Origin of the sequence: Micromonospora sp. WMMA1949 (genome assembly GCF_027460145.1) — a bacterium.
Classification (GTDB): domain Bacteria; phylum Actinomycetota; class Actinomycetes; order Mycobacteriales; family Micromonosporaceae; genus Micromonospora.
On the sequence record NZ_JAPZBG010000001.1, the window covers coordinates 6217388 to 6234580 of the forward strand.

27 protein-coding genes are annotated in these 17193 nt (G+C 72.7%); 13 read left to right on the forward strand and 14 right to left on the reverse strand.

Annotated elements, in window-relative coordinates; all coding sequences use genetic code 11:
- Positions 1 to 2: 2 nt before the first annotated feature.
- The 3 genes from O7607_RS29065 to O7607_RS29075 form a co-directional block, all read right to left on the reverse strand.
- Positions 3 to 683, reverse strand: a complete 681-nt coding sequence (locus tag O7607_RS29065; protein ID WP_269706640.1) for a low temperature requirement protein A — start codon at positions 681 to 683, stop codon at positions 3 to 5.
- Positions 677 to 1240 carry a low temperature requirement protein A gene (locus O7607_RS29070; protein ID WP_269706641.1) on the reverse strand — a complete coding sequence of 188 codons (564 nt, stop codon included), beginning with the start codon at positions 1238 to 1240 and terminating at the stop codon, positions 677 to 679. Before O7607_RS29070 ends, O7607_RS29065 begins: the two co-directional genes overlap by 7 nt.
- 62 nt (positions 1241 to 1302) lie before the next feature.
- A complete protein-coding gene (locus tag O7607_RS29075) occupies positions 1303 to 2178 on the reverse strand; it encodes an alpha/beta fold hydrolase (protein WP_269706642.1) in 876 nt (291 codons plus the stop codon).
- Between the two features lie 115 nt (positions 2179 to 2293).
- Between O7607_RS29075 and O7607_RS29080 the strand changes: the two genes are divergently transcribed.
- Positions 2294 to 2518, forward strand: coding sequence for a hypothetical protein (locus O7607_RS29080; RefSeq protein WP_269706643.1), 225 nt, complete (start codon positions 2294 to 2296; stop codon positions 2516 to 2518).
- Between the two features lie 14 nt (positions 2519 to 2532).
- Here O7607_RS29080 and O7607_RS29085 read toward each other — a convergent pair whose 3' ends face one another.
- Complete coding sequence (locus tag O7607_RS29085; RefSeq protein ID WP_269706644.1) at positions 2533 to 2997, reverse strand: MarR family transcriptional regulator; 465 nt, start codon at positions 2995 to 2997, stop codon at positions 2533 to 2535.
- A 112-nt stretch (positions 2998 to 3109) separates the two neighbouring features.
- Between O7607_RS29085 and O7607_RS29090 the strand changes: the two genes are divergently transcribed.
- Genes O7607_RS29090 through O7607_RS29110 form a run of 5 tightly spaced genes read left to right on the forward strand, consistent with a single transcriptional unit; the run spans position 3110 to position 6678 of the window.
- Entirely contained in the window at positions 3110 to 3886 is a 777-nt protein-coding gene (locus O7607_RS29090) for a hypothetical protein (RefSeq protein ID WP_269706645.1), read from the forward strand.
- A gap of 41 nt (positions 3887 to 3927) precedes the next feature.
- Positions 3928 to 4671 (forward strand): SAM-dependent methyltransferase, encoded by a 744-nt coding sequence (locus O7607_RS29095; RefSeq protein WP_269706646.1) that lies wholly within the window; start codon positions 3928 to 3930, stop codon positions 4669 to 4671.
- A gap of 53 nt (positions 4672 to 4724) precedes the next feature.
- Complete coding sequence (locus O7607_RS29100) at positions 4725 to 5222, forward strand: YcxB family protein (RefSeq protein WP_269706647.1); 498 nt, start codon at positions 4725 to 4727, stop codon at positions 5220 to 5222.
- A gap of 41 nt (positions 5223 to 5263) precedes the next feature.
- Positions 5264 to 5584, forward strand: a complete 321-nt coding sequence (locus O7607_RS29105; RefSeq protein ID WP_269707106.1) for a PadR family transcriptional regulator — start codon at positions 5264 to 5266, stop codon at positions 5582 to 5584.
- A gap of 32 nt (positions 5585 to 5616) precedes the next feature.
- Entirely contained in the window at positions 5617 to 6678 is a 1062-nt protein-coding gene (locus O7607_RS29110) for a hypothetical protein (protein ID WP_269706648.1), read from the forward strand.
- A 12-nt stretch (positions 6679 to 6690) separates the two neighbouring features.
- On the opposite strand, the gene O7607_RS29115 is transcribed toward O7607_RS29110, so the two are convergent.
- Positions 6691 to 8094, reverse strand: coding sequence for an alpha/beta hydrolase (locus O7607_RS29115; RefSeq protein ID WP_269706649.1), 1404 nt, complete (start codon positions 8092 to 8094; stop codon positions 6691 to 6693).
- A 201-nt stretch (positions 8095 to 8295) separates the two neighbouring features.
- Here O7607_RS29115 and O7607_RS29120 point away from each other — a divergent pair, with 201 nt between their 5' ends.
- The 3 genes from O7607_RS29120 to O7607_RS29130 are packed head-to-tail and all read left to right on the forward strand — an operon-like array spanning position 8296 to position 9273.
- Positions 8296 to 8490 (forward strand): DNA-binding protein, encoded by a 195-nt coding sequence (locus O7607_RS29120; RefSeq protein ID WP_269706650.1) that lies wholly within the window; start codon positions 8296 to 8298, stop codon positions 8488 to 8490.
- 13 nt (positions 8491 to 8503) lie between these two features.
- Positions 8504 to 8881: a VOC family protein gene (locus O7607_RS29125; RefSeq protein WP_269706651.1), complete on the forward strand. Its 378-nt coding sequence runs from the start codon at positions 8504 to 8506 to the stop codon at positions 8879 to 8881.
- Positions 8878 to 9273: a hypothetical protein gene (locus O7607_RS29130; protein WP_269706652.1), complete on the forward strand. Its 396-nt coding sequence runs from the start codon at positions 8878 to 8880 to the stop codon at positions 9271 to 9273. The genes O7607_RS29125 and O7607_RS29130 overlap by 4 nt, the downstream gene beginning before the upstream one ends.
- 9 nt (positions 9274 to 9282) lie before the next feature.
- Here O7607_RS29130 and O7607_RS29135 read toward each other — a convergent pair whose 3' ends face one another.
- From O7607_RS29135 to O7607_RS29145, 3 genes are all read right to left on the reverse strand, one after another.
- The gene (locus O7607_RS29135; protein ID WP_269706653.1) at positions 9283 to 9681 is read right to left on the reverse strand and encodes a VOC family protein; all 399 of its coding nucleotides are present in this window, start codon (positions 9679 to 9681) and stop codon (positions 9283 to 9285) included.
- A gap of 9 nt (positions 9682 to 9690) precedes the next feature.
- Complete coding sequence (locus tag O7607_RS29140; protein WP_269706654.1) at positions 9691 to 10470, reverse strand: alpha/beta hydrolase; 780 nt, start codon at positions 10468 to 10470, stop codon at positions 9691 to 9693.
- Positions 10471 to 10665: 195 nt separating this feature from the next.
- Positions 10666 to 11202 carry a TetR/AcrR family transcriptional regulator gene (locus O7607_RS29145; protein ID WP_269706655.1) on the reverse strand — a complete coding sequence of 179 codons (537 nt, stop codon included), beginning with the start codon at positions 11200 to 11202 and terminating at the stop codon, positions 10666 to 10668.
- 67 nt (positions 11203 to 11269) lie between these two features.
- On the opposite strand from O7607_RS29145, the gene O7607_RS29150 reads away from it, so the two are divergent.
- On the forward strand, positions 11270 to 11674 hold the full coding sequence (locus O7607_RS29150) for a nuclear transport factor 2 family protein (protein WP_269706656.1): 405 nt from the start codon (positions 11270 to 11272) through the stop codon (positions 11672 to 11674).
- Between the two features lie 20 nt (positions 11675 to 11694).
- On the opposite strand, the gene O7607_RS29155 is transcribed toward O7607_RS29150, so the two are convergent.
- The 4 genes from O7607_RS29155 to O7607_RS29170 form a co-directional block, all read right to left on the reverse strand.
- Positions 11695 to 12141 carry a hypothetical protein gene (locus O7607_RS29155; protein WP_269706657.1) on the reverse strand — a complete coding sequence of 149 codons (447 nt, stop codon included), beginning with the start codon at positions 12139 to 12141 and terminating at the stop codon, positions 11695 to 11697.
- A gap of 80 nt (positions 12142 to 12221) precedes the next feature.
- A complete protein-coding gene (locus O7607_RS29160; protein ID WP_091427285.1) occupies positions 12222 to 12590 on the reverse strand; it encodes a YciI family protein in 369 nt (122 codons plus the stop codon).
- Positions 12591 to 12685: 95 nt separating this feature from the next.
- Entirely contained in the window at positions 12686 to 13384 is a 699-nt protein-coding gene (locus O7607_RS29165) for a class I SAM-dependent methyltransferase (RefSeq protein ID WP_269706658.1), read from the reverse strand.
- Entirely contained in the window at positions 13381 to 14238 is an 858-nt protein-coding gene (locus tag O7607_RS29170) for a PhzF family phenazine biosynthesis protein (protein ID WP_269706659.1), read from the reverse strand. Before O7607_RS29170 ends, O7607_RS29165 begins: the two co-directional genes overlap by 4 nt.
- Positions 14239 to 14338: 100 nt before the next feature.
- Between O7607_RS29170 and O7607_RS29175 the strand changes: the two genes are divergently transcribed.
- Complete coding sequence (locus tag O7607_RS29175; protein WP_269706660.1) at positions 14339 to 14806, forward strand: SAM-dependent methyltransferase; 468 nt, start codon at positions 14339 to 14341, stop codon at positions 14804 to 14806.
- A 15-nt stretch (positions 14807 to 14821) separates the two neighbouring features.
- Here the strand turns inward: O7607_RS29175 and O7607_RS29180 are convergent, their stop codons facing one another.
- Positions 14822 to 15619, reverse strand: a complete 798-nt coding sequence (locus O7607_RS29180) for an SDR family NAD(P)-dependent oxidoreductase (RefSeq protein WP_269706661.1) — start codon at positions 15617 to 15619, stop codon at positions 14822 to 14824.
- A gap of 99 nt (positions 15620 to 15718) precedes the next feature.
- Here O7607_RS29180 and O7607_RS29185 point away from each other — a divergent pair, with 99 nt between their 5' ends.
- A complete protein-coding gene (locus tag O7607_RS29185; protein WP_269706662.1) occupies positions 15719 to 16123 on the forward strand; it encodes a winged helix-turn-helix transcriptional regulator in 405 nt (134 codons plus the stop codon).
- A 58-nt stretch (positions 16124 to 16181) separates the two neighbouring features.
- Positions 16182 to 16709 carry a DinB family protein gene (locus tag O7607_RS29190; protein WP_269706663.1) on the forward strand — a complete coding sequence of 176 codons (528 nt, stop codon included), beginning with the start codon at positions 16182 to 16184 and terminating at the stop codon, positions 16707 to 16709.
- A 9-nt stretch (positions 16710 to 16718) separates the two neighbouring features.
- Here O7607_RS29190 and O7607_RS29195 read toward each other — a convergent pair whose 3' ends face one another.
- Complete coding sequence (locus tag O7607_RS29195; RefSeq protein ID WP_269707107.1) at positions 16719 to 17096, reverse strand: MmcQ/YjbR family DNA-binding protein; 378 nt, start codon at positions 17094 to 17096, stop codon at positions 16719 to 16721.
- Positions 17097 to 17193: the final 97 nt, after the last annotated feature.

Here is a 17193-nt window from a genome sequence, read left to right on the forward strand (position 1 = left end):
CGTCAGCCCCGGTCGAGCGCCCGCATCGTGTGCCGGTAGCCGACCGTCTCGTGCCCGACCACCTCGACGATCCCCGACAAGGCGACCAGCGCGATGGCGGCGACGAGCGCGGTCAGGCTGGCCCGGTCGTCCGGATGGACCGGCCCGGTGGCGCCGAGCACGGACGGGACGGCAACGGCGGCCGCGAGCGGTACGAGCGACGCTACCAGCAGCGGCACGTGCGTCAGGTCGTAGGAGTGCAGGAGCACGCTCCACGTCACGAAGATCATGACGAGCAGCGCGGCCATCGGCACCGCGAGCGAGAGCGCCACCTGGAGCGCGGAGAGTTTCTCCTCCTCGACGGCGCTGGTCGCGACGCGCAGTCCGGCGCCCACCGCGGCGATGGCGCCGAAGATCGGCAGGTGCGCGTAGCGCCACGCGAACGCGCGAGCAGGCCACCGTTCGAGGACGGGCCGGGAGGGCACGAGGAAGTACGCCCACCAGAGCGTGGCGGCGAGCACGAGCCCGGACGCGATGATCACGACGGCGGCGACGCTCCACCCCTGTTCCCGGATCAGCGCCCCGACGGCGGCGGTCGTGGCGGCGACCACCTCCCCGAGCGTGATCAGCGTCAGGAGGCTGAACCGTTCGGCCAGGTGACCGGCGTTCCACGGTGGGCTGCCGAGCCGCCGCTCCGTCACCACGGCGCGGCCATCTCGGCCAGGGCCAGCAGCACGAGCGCGGCGACGACCACGCCGACCGGCAGCGGGAGGATCGCGGACAGCAGCCACCCGACCTGCGCGACGGCGATCGTGACCGCGTACGCGACGGTGGTCCGGCGGTGCGCGGGGTCCTGGCGGGCGGCGCGCAGCCACAGCCCGATGATGGGTACGCGCATGACGATGTAGCCGACGACCAGCAGCAGGTTGTTCGGGCTGCCGCCCTCGGCGGTGGCGTCGAAGCTCACCGGCAGCCCGAAGATGAGGATGACGACGCCGAGCATCTGCACGAGCGTCGCGCCACGGAACAACGCGTCGTCGTTGTCGTACGCCGAGGAGAACCAGGTGAAGTTGATCCATGCCCACGTCACCGCGAAGATCGCGAACGCGTAGGCGCCGAGCGCCGCTCCCACGTGCCCGTCGCCGATGCCGTGGGCGAGCTGGTCGGCGGCGGCTCCGAACGCGACGACGTACGTCAGGTCGTACAGCAGCTCCAGCGGCGTGGTGGACCGGCCCTTCTCGCCGGGGTCACGGCCGGTCATCGGCCGCAGCCGGTGATACAGCTCGTGTTTCAGCCGCGGGCCCAAGTCGGCGGCTTCCCGGCTCACGAGTGGTCCCGGACGAACGCACGCATCAGGGCGGAGCACTCGGCCGCGTGCGTCTCCAGCAGCAGATGGCCGCCGTCGAGGAGGTGCGCGTGCATCCGGTCCAGCACACGGTGGTACGCGAGGACCTCGTCCACGTCGAAGTAGGCGTCGTGCCGGCCCCACAGCACGAGCGCCGGCGGCTGGCAGGCCCGGTGGTAGGCGGCGATCTCGCCGAACCGGGCGACGTGGTTCGCGTAGTCGGTGAACAGCGCGAACTGCGCCTCGACGTTGCCGGGCCGGGTCATCCGCTCCCAGTCCAGGTGCCACGCCTCAGGTGCCTGCAGCGGGCGTACGTGCGTGGGCAGCCCGGCGAGGTACTGGTCCCGGGTGCCGTCGAAGGTCAGCCAGTCCGGCAGCGCGGCGCGGGTGGCCTCGCCCGGGTCGGCCCAGTACGCCCGCGCGGTGTCCCACTGCGCGCCGAGCCCGTCTGCGTGCGCGTTGCCGCTCTGCACGATCAGGCCGCGGATCCGCTCCGGGGCTCGGGTGGCCAGGTGGTAGCCGACCGGCGCGCCGAAGTCGTGCAGGTAGACGAAGAAGCGGTCCACGCCGAGCAGGGCGAGCAGGCGCTCGACGGTCCATGACAGGTTCTCGAACGTGTAGTCGTACTCGCCGAGGGTGGGCGACGACGACATGCCGAAGCCCGGCAGGTCGGGCGCGAGCACGTACGCGACCTCGGCGAGGGTGGGCATGACCTCGCGGAACGTGTGCGACGAGCTGGGGAAGCCGTGCAGCAGCAGCACCGCCGGGTCGCCGGGACGTCCGGCCTCGCGGAAGAACACCTCCAGGCCGTCGACGTCGGCGTGCCGGTGGCGGATCTTCTGACTGGCGCGCATCACCTCATCCTGGCGGGCCGGCCGCGCCCGTACGGCCGTTTCCGGCAGCAGCGACGACCGGCGGGGCCGACCCGGGCGTACGCTCGAACGAGCCGACGGTGGGAGGTCGCCCGCGATGATCCCGGTGCTGATCCTGTTCGGGCTTGTCCTGGGGCGCTGGTGGCGGTCGTCGCTCGTCGCCGCGGCGCTGGGCTGGCCGGCCCTGCTGGTCGCGACCGGCGTGACGGACGTCGGCGCCGGGCTGCTCGGCGCGGCCGTGCTCGCCGTCGCGAACACCGGTGCCGGCGTGCTGCTCCATCAGGGAGCCCTCCTGGCGATCCGGCGGCTTCGGGCGTCCTGAGGCGGGTCCCTGCGCTACACGGCGCCGCCGGTGTTCCGGATCATCCGCCGGAGCACTTTGAGGGTGGTGACGTAGTCGGCGTCGTCGACGCCGTCGTGGATACGGGCCCGGATCCCCGGCGCGTGCTGCTTGAGGCGGAGCCGGGCGGCCTCCCCCGCCTCGGTGATCCGCAGCCGGCCGTCCGCGTCGCGGGTCAGCCAGCCGTGTTCCCGCAGCACCTCCGCCTCGGCGTCCAGGTCGTCCTCGGCCCGCAGGTACGAGCGCATCGCGTGCCGCAGCTCGGGAACGGTCAGTCCGCCGCCGCCGGGCAGGAGGTCGTTCGGGGACAGGTTGCGCAGGAGCCAGAACTGGGGCTGGGTGAAGCCGTGCGCGGCCTGCTGGGCCCGGGTGAAGGCGATGAGCGATTCGTACGCGACGCCCGTCCAGTAGGCGGCCGGCTGGCCCGCGAGTTCGGCGTCGGACAGGTGCGGCGTCGTCATGGTGATCTACCTCCGGCGGTGGTCGGGTGAGCACGACGCTAGAACCTCAACCACGCTTCAGATCAAGCCGCGAGGGACATCGCGTTCCGGCCGGCCCGGGCATGATGAGCCGATGCGGGTAGCGATGGCGACCGACGCGGGGCATCCCGGCCGGGCCAATGAGGACTTCGCCGGCGCCGTACCGTGCGGGCTGGTCCTGGTCGACGGCGCGGGTGGCATCGCCGGCGCGGACGAGGTCTGTCACCACGGCATCGCCTGGTACGCGACCCGGCTCGGCGGTGCGTTGCTGGGCGCGCTGGCCGAGGAGCGGAGCCTGCGCGACGTGCTGGCCGAGGGCATCGAGCGGGTCACCGACCAGCACCGCGACACCTGCGATGTCGCGCATCCGATCAGCCCGTTCGCGGCGGTCGCGATGCTCCGGTTCTCCGGCGGCACCGTCGAGCACCTGGTCCTCGGCGACGCGGTGGCTGTCGTCGGCCGGGCGGGCGGTGAACCGCTCGTCGCCCACGATCCGCGTGAGGTGGTGATCGCGCGATCCTTCGAGGAGCGGCTGAAGGACGTGCCGAAGGGCGGCGACGAGTACCGGCGGCTGATGATGGAACTGCGATCCCGCCGCAACAGCCCTGGTGGCTTCTGGGTCGCGAAGGACGACCCGACGGTCGTGGACGAGGCGGTCACCGGCAGCGGCCCGGCGGACGACGTGACAGCGGCGGCGCTGCTCAGCAACGGCGCGAGCCGGCTCGTGGACACGTTCGGCCTGACCGACTGGCCGGGGCTGCTGCGCCTGCTGGACAGCGACGGTCCGGCCGAGGTCATCCACCGGGTCCGGCAGGCGGAGGCGCGCGAGGGTGTCGCCACCGACGACGCGACGATCGTCTGCCGCACCTGACCCGGCACGACAATCCGGCCGTGCTCGTGTTGACTGCGGCGATGGACCGTCAACGCCTGAGCAGCATCGCGCACTCGCACCACCCGATCGCGGCCCCGGTCTCCGGCGTGAACGTCAACCGGCTGCTGCGCCGGGCCGGTCGCCGGCCGGCGGCCCGCATCCTCGACCTGGGCTGCGGTGAGGCCGCCTGGGCGTTGCAGGCCCTCGCGCACCACCCGGACGGGCACGCCGACGGTGTGGACCTCAGCCCGTACGCGCTGGAGCGCGCTGCTGACGCCGCCGCCGTGCGGGGCCTCGCCGACCGGCTCACGCTGCACGAGCGCGACGCCCGGTCGTACGTGCCGGACGGCGACTACGACCTCGTGCTCTGCGTCGGGTCGACGCACGCGTTCGACGGGTTCGGCGGGACGCTGGAACTAGCCGGCCGGCACGTGAACGCCGACGGCATCCTGATGGTGGGCGAGGGATTCTGGCAGGTGCCGCCGACGCCGGAGGCACTGGCGGCGCTTGGCGCGAAGCCCGAGGACCACAGCGACCTCGCCGGTCTGGTCGCGTCCGCGGAGCAGGCCGGCTGGACCCCGGTGTACGCGCACGTCAGCGACGCCGCCGAGTGGGACGACTACGAGTGGTCGTGGACCGGTTCGCTGACCGAGTGGGCGCTGGACAACCCGGGTCACCCGGATGCCGCCGGGGCGCTCACCGCCGCCCGGGAGCACCGGGACCAGTGGCTACGCGGATACCGCGGCGTGCTGGGGTTCGTGACGCTGGTGCTGCGCCGCACCTGACCGGCCGCGCGGGTCCAGTCCGGTACAGGCGGGCGGGGCACTATCGTTCGGGCGTGCAGATCCGTTTCGCCGTACCGGCCGACCCCGCCTATCCGGCCCGCGTGGCCGCCGCGCTCGCCGCCGCCCGGCTGCGCCGGTTCGGCTACATCGGCGCGGTCCTCGCCGCGATCGGGGTGATCGGCTGGATCGTCTCACAGGCGTCGGAGCGGGGTGACCGCTTCGCGTCGCTGTGGACCGCGTTCATCGTGGCCGGCGTGCTGTCGATGCTGTACGCGCCGTGGGTGCGGTGGCGGGCACGGCGCCGGTCCGGCGGCTACGCGGTCGAGGGTGGCTACGACATCGACGACCGCAACATCATGATGCGCAGCGGTTCGGAGTCCGGCGGCATCGCCTGGGACGGCGTCGAGCGGGTCACCGAGACCCCGGATTTCTGGATCGTGTACGTGGGACGGATGCCCGCCACGGTGATCCCCCGGTGGCTGATGTCCGCCGAGGACGCCGGGCGGCTGCGCGCCTTCATGGTGGAGCGGCAACTGCTCGGCGACCGTTGACCATGTATTGATCGGCTGTATATGTTGCCCCGGTGACTGAGATGCGCGAGGCGACCTTCCTGATCCTGACCGCGCTGGCCGACGAGCCGCGCCACGGCTACGGGATCATCCAGGAGGTCGCCGGCCTGTCCGGCGGTCGCGTCAACCTGCTGCCGGGCACGCTCTACGCCGCCCTGGACCGGCTGGTCGCGCAGGGCCTCGTCGAACTCAGCCACGAAGAGGTGGTCGACGGCAGGCTGCGCCGGTACTACCGGCTGCGCGCCGACGGCCGGACCGAGCTGGCACGCCAGACCGAACGGCTGCGGCAGCTCGCCGCCGCCGGCGAGGCCCGGCTGCGCGCCCTGCGGCCCCGCACCGCCTGACCCCCGCCGTCGCGGCCCGTAGGGAGACACCGATGCACCGCTGGCTGCTGCTGGCCTACCCCCGTGACTACCGCCGCGCGCGCGGGGCCGAAATCCTGGAGACGGTACGGGACGTCGGCGCGGCCCACCGGCGTACCCGGGTCGCGGCGAATCTCGTACGCCATGGTCTGCGTGCCCGGCTGGGACGGCCGGCGAGCCGCGGCGTGGTGGCCTGGGCGTCGGTGTTCGCGGTGGTCTGCGGCTTGTTCGCCGCGTCGTTCGGCACCTGGCTCGCGTGGCTCGGCTCCCGCCCGCTCGACCACCGGGACCTCGCCGCCGTGGTCGGCCAGCTCTACCCGGACCGGCAGGTCAGCCACCTCGACCAGGACGACCCGCCCGCCGTGTTCCTCATCTACGGCCACCCGCTGAACGAGGACCTCCTGTCCGAGCTGCTGCTCGGCGACGGCGGCGAGTACGCGCTGGCCGAGCTGACCGCGTCGTTCGACCAGACGCCGGCGGGCGGCCTCACCGACCTGCGGCAGCGCCTGGACGCCGCCGGCTGGGAGCAGAGCGAGCCCGTCCGGTCCGACGCGTACGGCTGCGCCCCCGGCAGTCCGCGCTGCGACCCGGCGTCCATCCCCTCCGACGTCACCGTGTACGCCGAGCGCGGCGACCACATCCTCGCCGTGGAGCTCACCGCGGACGGCTCGATGAGCCTCGCCCTCAGCCGCGCCACCCCCGGCGCCGCCTACCCCGCCGGTCTGCTCGCCTTCGCACTGGGCGCGGTCGGCGGCTGGACGCTGTTCGGCTGGGCCAGCCGCCGCACCGAGGGACGGCGGTCGCTGGTGCAGGGGCCGGCGAAGGTCCTGTACGGCGTCGCGATGGTGTTCTGGGCCGCGCCGATCCTGCTCGGCGCGCCGCTGATGCTGACGCACCACCTGGGCGAGCCGCACCCGCGCTGGCACGTGCCGTGGGAGTGGCTCGGCCAGCCCGCCATGTCACTGCCGTTCCTGGTCGGCACGGTCCTGCTGCTGCTCGCGCTGGGCCTGGCGGCGCTGCCGCGCCGGCGGCCGGCGGGCCGTGCGCTCGCCGGGGCGTCGGGACCGGCTGTCTAGCAGCCCGCCGGGTCATGCCGGGCATCGCGCGCCAGGGGCCGGCAACGTCAGGTCGACGAGGTATCTGTCCACCACCGCCTCCGCGCAGTCGTTGCGCTGGTAAGTGCCGTGGCCCCAGCCCTCGTACGTGACCAGACGCCCGTGCCGGCCGAGCTGCCGGGCGACGTTCACCGCCCAGGCGTAGCCGGTGCGGGGATCGTGCCGGGCGTTGAGCAGCAGCAGCCGCGTGCGGGTGTGCACATTCAGCGCGTGCGGCGGGTTGCGGACCGGGGACGGCCAGCCCAGGCAGGTCTGCACGGCCAGCAGACCGGCGCCGTACCGGACGTCCGGTGCGACGGCCACGGCGTCGCGGACCAAGCCGGCGTAGTCGGCGTAGTCGCGCACCCGCGCCGGCCAGTCCGCGCAGAACGCCGCGACCGAGAGCGGGAAGTTCACAGCCGGTGGCGGCGTGCCGGCGTCCATGTCCCGCACGATCGCGGCCAGTTGCGGCCAGCGCGGGCCGGCGAGCAGGCCGAGTGCCACGGCGGTGACGTCGAAGGGGGTACGGGGGGCGTACTCGCCACGGTCCGCGCGGGCCAGCACCCGCGCCCACACCGACCGTACGTCCCGTTCGTGGAGCACACAGTCCGCGGACCTGTCGCACCAGGAGACGAACTCGTCGAACGAGTCCTGCAACGTGGCGGCCTGCGTCCGCACGAAGGACCGCACGTCGAGGCTGTGGTCGAACACGCCCTCCAGCACGACCGCCCGCACGTGGCCGGGATACCGCTCGGCGTACTGCTGGCCCAGGAGCGTGCCGTACGAGCTTCCGTGGAAGGACAGCCGCCGCTCCCCCAGCGCCCGCCGCAGGGCGTCGAGGTCGCGGACGGTGCTGAGCGTGTCGGCGTGGTCGTACACCGGGCTGGTCGGGCGGCACCTGCTCCACAGGGCCTGGTTGTAGGCCACCGCGGCGTCGAAGTCCGCCGGACCGGTCAACGGGACGGGCGGCTTGCGCAGCACCGGATCCGGCGTGCAGGCGGGCGCGGCGGTGCGGGCGACCGTACGCGGATCGAAACTGACCAGGTCGAACCGGTCCAGCAGTTCGTCACTGAACCGGTCGCCCTTGCGGATGCGTTCCACCCCCGAGTCGCCGGGGCCGCCCGGCCCGAACACCAGCGTGCCCACCCGGTGCTCCGGCACGCGCGCGGATCGGCGCGCCACGGCGAGTTCGAACGTCGGGCCGTCCGGCCGGGCCCAGTCCACCGGCAGGCGCAGCCGGGCGCACCGCACCCGCTCATCCGGTGGGACGTCCGGCAGATCGTCGGCGCACTCGCCCCAGACGAGGCGCGGTGGCGGGAGCCCGGCGTGCGCCGCGCCGGGTAGTCCCGCCAGGACGGTGATCACGGCCAGAGCGACGGCCACGGTACGTCGGTACACGGCACCTCCCCGTTGTGGATGCCAGTCGATTCTTCAGCGGCGGCCCACCCGAGTCCCATACGGAAACGCCCCGAGATGCCCCTCGGGTCTTCTCCCCGAGTCCGCCCTGAAGGCCACATGAGCAGAGACCAGTTCCCGTCCAGGGCGGCCGGGCGCTCGCCGGGGCATCGGACCGGGCTGCCGGCGGTCTAGCATCGGGCGATGACGTCGTCCCTGGACAGTCTGCCGAAGATCAGCGCGCCGGCCATGCGGGCGCTGACCGCCGCCGGCTACACCACGCTGCGCCGCCTCGCCGGTGTGCCGCGCGCGGAACTGGCCCGCCTGCACGGCATGGGACCCAAGGCGCTGGGCATCATCGAGGCCGCCCTCGCCGAACACGACCTGCGGCTGAGCTGACGAGGTGATCGCGATGCCACTCGGCCGGCTCCACCACCTGATCGTCGACTGCCCGGATCCGATAGCCGAGGCACGGTTCTGGAGCGCCGTCCTCGGCGACCCGATCACGTACGCGGACGACGACTTCGCCGTCGTATCGGCCAGCACGGCGGCGTCCGGGCTGGCGTTCCAGCGCGCCCCCGATCTGGCGCCGTCGACATGGCCGGATCCGGCGGTGCCGCAGCAGATGCATCTGGACGTCATGGTCGACAACCAGGACGCGGCGGGCGCGGCGGTGCTCGCGCTCGGGGCACGGCGGCTGCCGGGCGACCACGTGTACGCCGACCCGGCGGGCCACCCGTTCTGCCTGATCCGGCGGCCCACCTGGGCGTCGCCGGTGGGGTCCGCGTGACCGGGGACCAGCACGTGCGCCGGGTCCGCCCCTACCACTGGGGTGCCGTCTATTTCCGGGACGCGGACTGCGAGGAGGAGTTCGACATCGACTTCCACGACGGCGACGGCCCGGTGTTCGCCACTACGCACCACGTCGCCGTGTCGGTGGTCCACGCCGCCATGGCGGACGTGGGAGAGGCCGACGTCACGCTCGACATCCGGGTGAGGCCGGGGCGGGTGGCGACGCATCCGTACGAGGCGACGCTGGACGTCCCCTCCGGGCGGCTCTACGTCGGCGACGCCGACGGCGACGACGAGATCGAGTTGGCGCCGGGCCGCTGGCTGTTGCAGTTCGCCGTGGACGACGCGACGGAGGCCCGCAACGTCGAGCTGGTCATGTCACCGCTGTGACCTGACCCGTTACGGCGTCTCCTGGTAGGAGATGAACTCCAGCAGGCTCCCGTCCGGGTCGCGGAAGTAGACGCTGGTCCCGGCGCCACCGGCACCGACCCGCCGGACCGGTCCCGTCTCCACCTCGACGTCGTGCCGCCGCAGGTGCGCCACCGCCTCCTCGATCGGCCCCGCCCAGACGAAGCAGATGTCGCTGTTGCCCGGACGGACGGGGATCCGGGCCAGGTTGCCGCCGAGGTCGAGACCCGGCCCGTGCACGCTCAACTGGTTCGTACCGATCCGGAAGGCGACGCGGTCGCCGCCGACGCCGATCACCTCGGCGCCGACGACGTCGCGATAGAAGTCGGTGGCGGCCCGCCAGTCGGACACGGCGATGACGACGTGGTCCAGTCCGGTTACGGGCGCCATGCGATCACCCTATTGGCCGGGCGGCGTCCCCTCCCCCGGATCCGCCGAGGTCGTCGCCGCCTTCAGGTGCCGGACGAAGAACCGGTTCGCGGCGTCCCCCTCGAACCACGGGACGCCGGTGTGCCCACCCATGTTGGCGTGCAGCGTCTTCTCCGTGGAGGCGAAGGCGTCGAACAGGTCCAGCGCCATCTGTCGGTCGTTGCCCTCGTCGTCCCACTGCAGCAGGACGTGCAGCGGAATGGTGACCCGCCGGGCGTCCTCGACGATGGCGCGCGGCACGAAGCTCCCGGCGAACAGGAGCGCGGCCACGATGCGCGGTTCGACCACCGCCAGCCGTACGCCGATCGAGATCACCCCGCCGGCGTACCCGATCGGGCCGCCGACCTCGGGCAGCGCGAGGAGCGCGTCCAGCGCGGCCCGGCACTCCGGGACCGCCTTCTCCACCAGCGGCAGGACGAGCCGGTCGACCACCTCGTCGGCAACCGGCTCACCGGCTGCCAGGGCCCGGCGCAGGTCGGCGCGGGCCTGCTCGGCGGCGGCGGACGCGGGCCGGTCGCCGCCGCCGGGCAGTTCGACGGTGGCGGCGGCGAAGCCCTGCTCGACGCAGCCCCGCGCCCGGGCCGCCAGGCGGGGATACATCCGGCGCAGTCCGCCGGGGTGGCCGAGCAGGATCAGCGGGTCCGGCTCGGGCGCGGGTGCGGGCGTCCACAGGATGCCGGGGATCTCGCCGAGGGTGAACTCGCGTTCGCGGACGCCGTCGGCGAGGTGTTGGTCGGAGGTGAAGCGCATGGTCGTGCCTTTCGGGAGTGCGACGGCGCTCCCGGACGACCTATCGCCCGGCCGTGACCCCCGAGGGGAGCACCCATGTCGAAACTGCGGTCACGGGTACCACCTCCCTCGTCCTCCGGCACGGCCACCGGCAAGCTAACAGCGCTCGCCAGGGCGGGCCAACCGTTTTATCGCGGCGTGATCCGCGCCGGGCCGTCAGCCGCGCTCGAAGCCGGCGAAGACGACAGCCAGCGTCCGGGCTTGCAGGTGCTCGTCCCATCCGCCGTGCAGTGCGCCCTGGCACATGCCGGTGAGCAGCGCCATCACCTCGGGGAGCCGTACCGAGTCGGCGACGGTTCCGGTGGCCCGGGCCTGTTCCAGCAGCCGGCCCACCGCCTCCTCCAGGTGACCTACCGCGTCCGGCAGCCGGATGTCCACCCCGGACCCGGCGAGCAGTTCGACTGCCGTCTTCTTCGCGGCGGCCTGCGCCACCGTGTGTCTGAAGAATCCGAGGAGGTCGTGTCGTCCCGCCTCCTCGGCGAGCTGCGCGAGCAGTCGCTTCATGAGCGCGGCGAGCAGGTCCTCCTTGGTGGGGAAATGACGGAAGACCGTGCCGATGGCAACACCGGCCCGGCGGGCCACCTCCTCGGTGGAGGCGCGGGCGCCGAACTCGGCGAAGACCGCCTCGGCGGCGTCCAGGATGCGTGCCCGGTTGCGTTGCGCGTCGGCGCGCAGGGGCGGGCCCTCTACCAAAGTGAGTCTCCACTCATTATTCTCGGGGACACAAGTCGAGTCATGACTCATTATCGCGGAGGCCGGCGTGACACCACAGCAGATCTTCGAGAGCATGCGTGCCAGGTGGTTGGCGAACCTGCCCACCTTCGAGGCGGATTCGCTGGCCGACGACGTGGTGGTCGAGACGCCCTTCGCCGCGCCCGGCCACCCGACGCGCACCGAGGGAAAGCAGCCCGTTCTCGAGTACACGCGAGCGGGCCGGGCGTCCTTCCCGGTGCGGTTCGACGACTGCCGTGGCGTGGTCGTACACGAGACCGCTGATCCCGAGGTGATCGTGGTCGAGTACGAACTCGTCGGCACGCACACGGTGACCGGGGTGACCGCCTCCGCGCCGTTCATCGGGGTGTTGCGGACCCGGGACGGCAAGCTGGCCCACTGGCGCGAGTATCAGCACACACTCGCCATCGCCGGGGCCGCCGGCCCGGCATGAGCCGGCATCAGCGCCGCGGCTCAGGTGGTCGGTGTCGGCGACGGGGCGAACGGCCACGGCTGCGGCCCGAACAGCGCCGTGCACGCGGACAGGAGCCCGCGCTGCGCCTCGGCCATACGCGCGTCGACCGGGCCGGTGTCCTCGTTCGGGTCGTTGCGGACGAACATGTCCCCGGATTCCTTCGCCGCCACCGCGAGTCGCTGGCCGGCCTCCCGTACGCCCGGGTCGGTCGCCTTCGCCGCACGCAGGGCGATCGACGTGTTCGAGGTGAACTTGACGTCCTGCTGCTCGATCACCCGGGCCACCATGTTGCACGCCCCGGCGGCGAACTTGTCCGTGGGCGCCGTCGAACCGGCCTGCGGAGCGGCGGACGACGACGGTGCTGTGGAGGACGACGGCGCGGGGTCCGCGGGTGCGCACGCGGAGACGACGAACAACAGGGACAGCGCGGCGAGTTCACGTTTCACCGCACGAGGCTAGCGATCATGGTGGGCGCGACCTCCGTCCGGGTGCCGCGCCCACCGTTGTCGCGTCGACATCGGACCTGTCAGCGGCCCGCCGCGCGGAGCATCGCCTCCGTCTCGGGGTCGGGCATGATCTCCCGGACCTCCTGGGCGCAGCGGCACGAGACGGCGATCTTGGCGGCCCACTTCAGCGCCTCGTCGCGTGAGGACACGTCGAGGACCACGAACCCGCCGATGACCTCCTTGGTCTCCGGGAACGGCCCGTCGGTGACCACCCCGTCCGTACCCACGATGCTGGCCTGCTGGCGTTCGAGCCCGGTGCCGTACACGAACACGCCCGCATTCACCGCCTCCTGGATGACCGCGTGCGCGTCCTTGCCCACCTGGGGGATCTCCTCCGCGGGGATGTGGTCCATCGCGCCGTCGTTGAACGAGATCAGGTACCGCGGCATGCCATGACTCCCTTTGTCCGGGCGGCCGGTCCGGCCGCCTCTCACCCGTCCTACGAACGAGCCGACCCGGATCCGACGTTATGCGCCGCTCGGATTCAGTGCGCTTCGAGAACGAAGAAGATGAAGCAGAGGAACGCCGTACGGCCGTCGAGTTCCGGGGGCAGCAGCTCGCGCGGCGTGTCGGGCGAGAACGGCGGTTCGCTGATCACCGAGAGCCGGAAACCCGCGCCGGTGAACGCCGCCGTCATCGCGTGCAGCGGCCGGTGCCAGTAGGTGAGCGTGGCGCGCTGCCCGTCGAAGTCGTACTCCTCGGACCAGCTCGCGACAGCGAAGTAGTCGGCGTCCGGGAACGCCACCTCGTACCCGATCGGATGGTTCACCGACACCAGGAGCCGGCCGCCGGGACGCAGCACACGGCGCAGCTCGGCCAGCGGCGCCGTCCAGTCCGCGAAGTAGTGCAGCACCAGCGAGACGATCACGTCGTCGAACGCGCCGTCGGCGAGCGGCAGCGGCGCGGCGAGGTCGGCCACCAGCAGCGTCGCGTCACCGCCCAGCCGCTTGCGGGCCAGCCCGACCATCGCCGCGCTGGCGTCGAACCCGGTCACGACGGCCCCGCGCGCGGCGAGCGCCTCGGACAGCGGACCGGCGCCACAGCCCGCGTCGAGGATCCGCCGGCCCCGCACCTCACCGGCGAGTCCCAGCATCGCGGGCCGCTCGTAGTAGGCGTTGAACAGGCTGGACTCGTTCTCCGCCGCGTACCGCTCGGCGAAGCCATCGTAGTGGTCCGGCCTCACCGGACCGCCTCAGCGGGTGGAATGGGCACGGCGGTGCCGGTCACCGCGATCCCCGCGCCGTCCCCGGCGGGAATGCCGACGGTGAGCAGGCTCGGGCGGCCCATGTCCTCACCCTGCCGCACGGTCACAGTCGCGGGCGGCTGTACCAGGCCCAACTCCCGCAGGTAGCCACCGAACGCGGCGGCCGCCGCCCCGGTGGCGGCGTCCTCGACCACGCCGCCGGGCGGGAACGGGTTGCGCGCGTGGAACACCAGCGGAGACTCGCGGTGCACCAGGTCGATCGTCGTCCAGTCCCGCTCGGCCATCAGCGCGCTCAGCGCCGCCATGTCGTAGTCCAGGTCCGCCAGGCGCTGCCGGGTCGCGACGGCCACGATCGGATGCCAGGCCCCGGCGTACGCGACACGCGGCGGCAGCGTCGCGTCGAGATCGTCCGGCGACCAGCGCAACGCGGCGAGCAGCGCCGCCAGGTCGTCCGCGCCCAGCGGTACGGTGCGCGGCGCGACGCTGGTCAGCGTGGCGGTGGTGGTGCCGTCAGCCCGCACACTCGTGGCGACCTCGACCAGTCCGGGGCGGGTTTCCAGGTGCAGCACACCGGCGCCGTGCCGTTGCGCGTAGGCGACCGCGGACGCGATCGTCGCGTGGCCGCAGAACGGCACCTCCGCCTTCGGGCTGAAGTAGCGCACCGCGAACCGCCCGTCCCCGCCGGGCACGAGGAACGCCGTCTCGGAGTAACCGACCTGCGCCGCCACCTGCTGCATCTCCGCGTCGCCCGCCCCGGTGGCGTCCAGGACGACACCGGCCGGGTTGCCACCGGCGGGGTCGGCGGTGAACGCGGCGTATCGGAGAATGTCCATGATCATGAGCCTAGCGGCGGCGGTCCGGCCCGTGTGCCCCGTGACCGGCTCACGGCGAAGCGGGGCCCCGAGCCGAGGGACGCGGAACTAGTCTCCGGTCATGAGCGGCTTCGAGATCACTCCGATCGGCACGGTCCGCAACGACCGGACGGACATCCAGCACAGCGACAACTGGGGTGCGGTCCGCAGCACGATCGTCGTCGACGAACGCTTCGGCGAGGCGTGTCTGCAGGGCCTGGAGGAGTTCTCCCACGTGGAGGTCCTGTTCGTCTTCGACCGGTTCCCGGACGGGGGCGACTTCCGGGAGCCCCGCCCCTACCGTGGCCGGGCCGACCTGCCGCCGATGGGCGTGTTCGCCGGCCGCGGCCCTCGCCGGCCGAACCGCATCGGCGTCACGTGCTGCCGCATCGAGTCGGTCGACGGCCGCGAACTGACGGTGGTGGGCCTCGACGCGGTGGCCGGCACGCCGGTGATCGACCTGAAGCCGGTGCTGACGGAGTTCGTCCCCGCCGACGTCCGGCAGCCGGAGTGGGTGAGCAGCATGATGTCCGAGTACTTCCGGCCGTAGCGTCGGCGCGGCGCCTCACCGCAGGAGCCGCTCCGTGAGGTCCATCAACCGCTCGGCGTCACGGGGGTCGAGGGTCGGGAAACCGGGCGGAAGTCGCTTCCCCCGGTCGACGGCGGTCACCGGCGCGGTCGGCGGCGCGTCCAGGAACCGGTGGATCGGCGCCACCGCGTCCGCGACGGACCGGGCGGCGACCGCCGCCGCCACCGCGAGCAGCCCCCGTACCACGACCGGAAGCGCGCTACGGTCACCGCTCCTGGTGAACCCGGGATGGTAGAGCACGTATCGGGCTCGGCTACCGGACCGCTGGGCGAAGCCCACGCCGAGCAGGTCGTTGGCCCGACCGGCCTGCAACTGCGCGGCGACGGCCGAGTAGCCCGCCGTCATCTGGGGATCGGTCCAGCGCACCTCGCCTCTCGTGACCCCGACACCGGCGACGTTCACGATCACCGGCGCGGTCGCCCGGTCCAGGGCCGGACGCAGACCGAAACTGAGCAGGTAGCGACTGACGTAGTAGAGCGCGAACGTACGCTCCAGTCCCTCCGCCGTCTCGACGCGACGCGGCGCCACCGCATTGGCGAACAGCGCCAACGCGTCGACGACCTGATGCTCGCCGAGGATGTGCGCGATGACCTGCCGCGTCTCGGCCATGCTGGACAGATCGACGGGAACGAAGGTGATCAGGCCGCCGGCCATCGCCTCGCCCCGTGCACGGCTGCGACCGAGCACCAGGACGCGGTCGCCACGTTCGGCCCGCCCCAGGGCGAACGCACGTCCCATCCCGTTCGTGCCGCCACTGACCACCACGACGCCCACGTCGCCCCCTTATCGTCTTGCTCATCGGCCTGCCTCATCCTGGGCAGCAGGTCGGCGGAGGCGAAAGAAGGCACTTTCATGTCCACAGGTCACACCGGTGTGAGTGCCTCGCTGCGCGATCATCGGCTGCCGATGCCGGTTCCGGCCGGCGAGTACGATCGCTGCCCGGTCACCGACGTGCTGCGGCGGGTGAGCGACAAGTGGACGCTGTTGCTGATCACCCTGCTCGGCCGGCATCCGCACCGGTTCAACGAGTTGCACCGGGCCGTCGAGGGCATCAGCCCGCGCATGCTCACCCGGACACTGCGCGCGCTGGAAGGCGACGGCCTGGTCGAACGTGAGGTGTTTCCGACGGTGCCGCCGAGCGTCGAGTACCGGCTGACGCCGCTCGGTGTCAGCCTGCTGGGGCCGCTTTCCGCGCTGGCCGACTGGGCGGTCGCTCACCATGCCGAGATCGTCGCGGCGCGTCAGCCCGTGGACCCGGTGAGCGTGCCCGAGCGGTGAGGCACCGGTCCGGCGTTTGTCCGCCGGGCGGTGGGCGCCGATCTGGAATGCTTCGTCCATGCCGTCCTTTCCGCCCACCTTCTCCGCCGGGATCGTCGCGCAGCCGATCCAGGCCCAGCTCGAGGCGTTTCTCGACGAGCACCGCGACGCGCTCGACCGCTGCCTGGACGGACTGACCGAGGAACAGGCGCGCCGATCGTTGGTGGCCTCCCGCACCACGCTGCTGGGTCTGGTGAAGCACGCGACCTTCGTCGAGAGGGTCTGGTTCGACGAGGCCGTCACGGGCCGGTCGCGTGCCGAGATCGGCATCCCCGAGCGGTCGGAGGACTCGTTCCTCCTCGACGACGGCGACACGATCGCCGGCGTCCGGCAGGCGTACCGCGACGCCCGCGACGCCTCACGCCGGGCGACCGCCACGCGGGGTCTGGACGATGTCCTCACCGGGCACCGGCGAGGCCCGCTTCCGCTGCGCTGGGTCTACCTCCACGTCCTACGCGAACTCGCCCAGCACTGCGGGCACGCGGACATCCTCCGGGAGCAGATCCTCGACGGACAGCGGGTGGCCGACGACGGCTCGTCGTCGTAACGGCCGGCGTCACGCGCCGGCGCCCTCGCCGGGTTCACCGGTGAGCGAGCCGGGGGCACGCATCCGCCACGCGTCGGTGACCAGTTCCGTCAGACGCTCGACGCCGACGTGCGCCAGCCGCAGCATGACCAGGGGCAGCCCGTCGTACGCGGGGGTGGTGAAGAAGAGGTCGGGCTCGCCGAGGAGCAGCGCCTGCTTCTCCGCCTCGTCGCCCACGTACAGCACGGCGATGTCGGTGCGGATGCGCCGGGGCTTCCCCGGCGTGCGCTCGGGATAGGACCAGACGAACCCCTTGCCGGCGACCCGGAAGTCGAAGCCGTCACTGTCGATCTCGACCACGTCGGGCAGCGACAACGCCACCCGGCGGACGTCGTCCGCGTCAACCACGACGGTCACCCCGGAACACCGCCCTGCGCACCGGCACAGCGTACCCGCCGCGCTGCCCCGCGGCGGGTAGGCCGTCAACCCCGGCGGAACGCGGATG